This window comes from Mucilaginibacter sp. P4_G9, from assembly GCF_056400985.1.
The window spans coordinates 1-1,646 of sequence record NZ_JBFUKF010000689.1; the positions used below are offsets into that span (position 1 = coordinate 1).

The window sequence follows — 1,646 nt, forward strand, 5'->3', positions numbered from 1 at the left end:
AGCTTAAAAAAGTGGGTTTGTTGCTGAAAATAACCGAGGCCCAACCCCAGAGTATTCCCTAATAACAATCCCAATCCAATCAGGTATGTCGCGTTAAATAAAAATACTTTTTGAATATTCCAGTTGGTTGCACCCATGGCCTTAAACATACCTATCATGGCGGTACGCTCTAATATCATAATAAGCAGGGCAGATATCATATTGATAACGGCAACAATAACCATAAGCACCAGCATCACTACCGAGTTAACATCCAACAAGTTAAGCCACTCAAATATAGTTGGATAATCCTCCATCACCGTATGCGATTTTAACTTCACCGGCAAAATATTGTTAAGCCTATCTGCTGCATAATCAACTTGGTCAAAATCGGCTACCCGCAGCTCATATTGCCCTATTTCACCGGGTTTCCAATCGTTAAGACGATTAATTAATGATAAAGCACCAATAACAAATGTTTTATCTACTTCCTCAACCTCGATGTTAAAAATGCCTTTTATTTTAAACTGGCGCTTACGCAATGGTTCCTGTACAAAATACATCAGCAGTTTATCGCCTACTTTTAGTTTTAACCGATTGGCAGTTTCCTGCGATAGCATGATCTCCTTTTGGGCTTCAACAGAATCTTTAAAGTCGATCACATCGCCGGCCACCATCATCTTTTTAAAGTAACTAAAGTCGTAAGTTTTATCAACGCCCTTTAGTACAACCCCTTCAATTTCATTATTGGCTTTAATAATTCCTGGCTTGGTGGCTGTTGCCATTACGTGCGTAATTAGCGGACTTTTAAGCGCCCGTTTTACAAAAGCATCATCATAAGTAATGGGCGAACTATCGTATGAACTGTTTAGGTCGAACTTCACCACCCGGATATCCCCGGCAAAACCCCGAACTTTTTCGCGAATCTCACGTTTAAATCCTTTTACAATGGCTAATGATAATATCATCACCCCTAAACCCAACATAATGCCAATAATGGCAATACGCACAATCAGTTTTGAAAATGTGCGCTTTGACTTGAATGTTATACGGGCTGATATAAAGGAGGCGAAACTCAATGCAGAATGATTTTTAGTACCTTCGCAAATATGCGGTTTTGCTATTAAACCTGCTACTTTTTAAATTGTTTCAATACAATATTTTATGAAGATTATCCCTGTTTTTTTACAAAGCGCTTTAATTGTGACCCTTACTGTATACGCAGCCTGCGGCAGCCCGGCTATCAGCACAAATACACCGCCGAAGACAGGCAGAGCTAACAATAAAATTAATACAGAAATAATTACCGGCGCCGATCAAATTCCGCAGTATATTGACTATCTTAAGGGAAAAAATATTGGAATGGTTGTTAATCAAACTTCAGTTATTGGCAAAACCTTTACCTCCAGTGTTGATAGTTTGTTAAAACGGGGCATCAGCATCAAAAAAGTCTTCGGGCCCGAACATGGCTTCCGCGGCAATGCCAGTAACGGCGCCGTAGTTAATGATGCTATAGATACCAAAACCGGCCTTCCGGTAATATCCCTGTACGGCAATAAACATTACAAGCCGACAGCCGATGATCTTAAAAATATCGACCTGATGGTATTTGATATCCAGGACGTTGGAGCAAGGTTTTACACCTATATATCCACCCTGCATTATGT

The 1,646-nt window shown here is 40.0% G+C and carries 2 protein-coding genes; one reads left to right on the forward strand and one right to left on the reverse strand.

The genetic code is table 11. The annotated features are described in order from the left end of the window. Positions 1-1,058: ABC transporter permease (locus AC1DPZ_RS26745; RefSeq protein ID WP_477409226.1), on the reverse strand; the 1,058-nt coding region annotated here is incomplete at its 3' end. An 85-nt stretch (positions 1,059-1,143) separates the two neighbouring features. Between AC1DPZ_RS26745 and AC1DPZ_RS26750 the strand changes: the two genes are divergently transcribed. After that, positions 1,144-1,646: exo-beta-N-acetylmuramidase NamZ domain-containing protein (locus AC1DPZ_RS26750; RefSeq protein ID WP_477409229.1), on the forward strand; the 503-nt coding region annotated here is incomplete at its 3' end.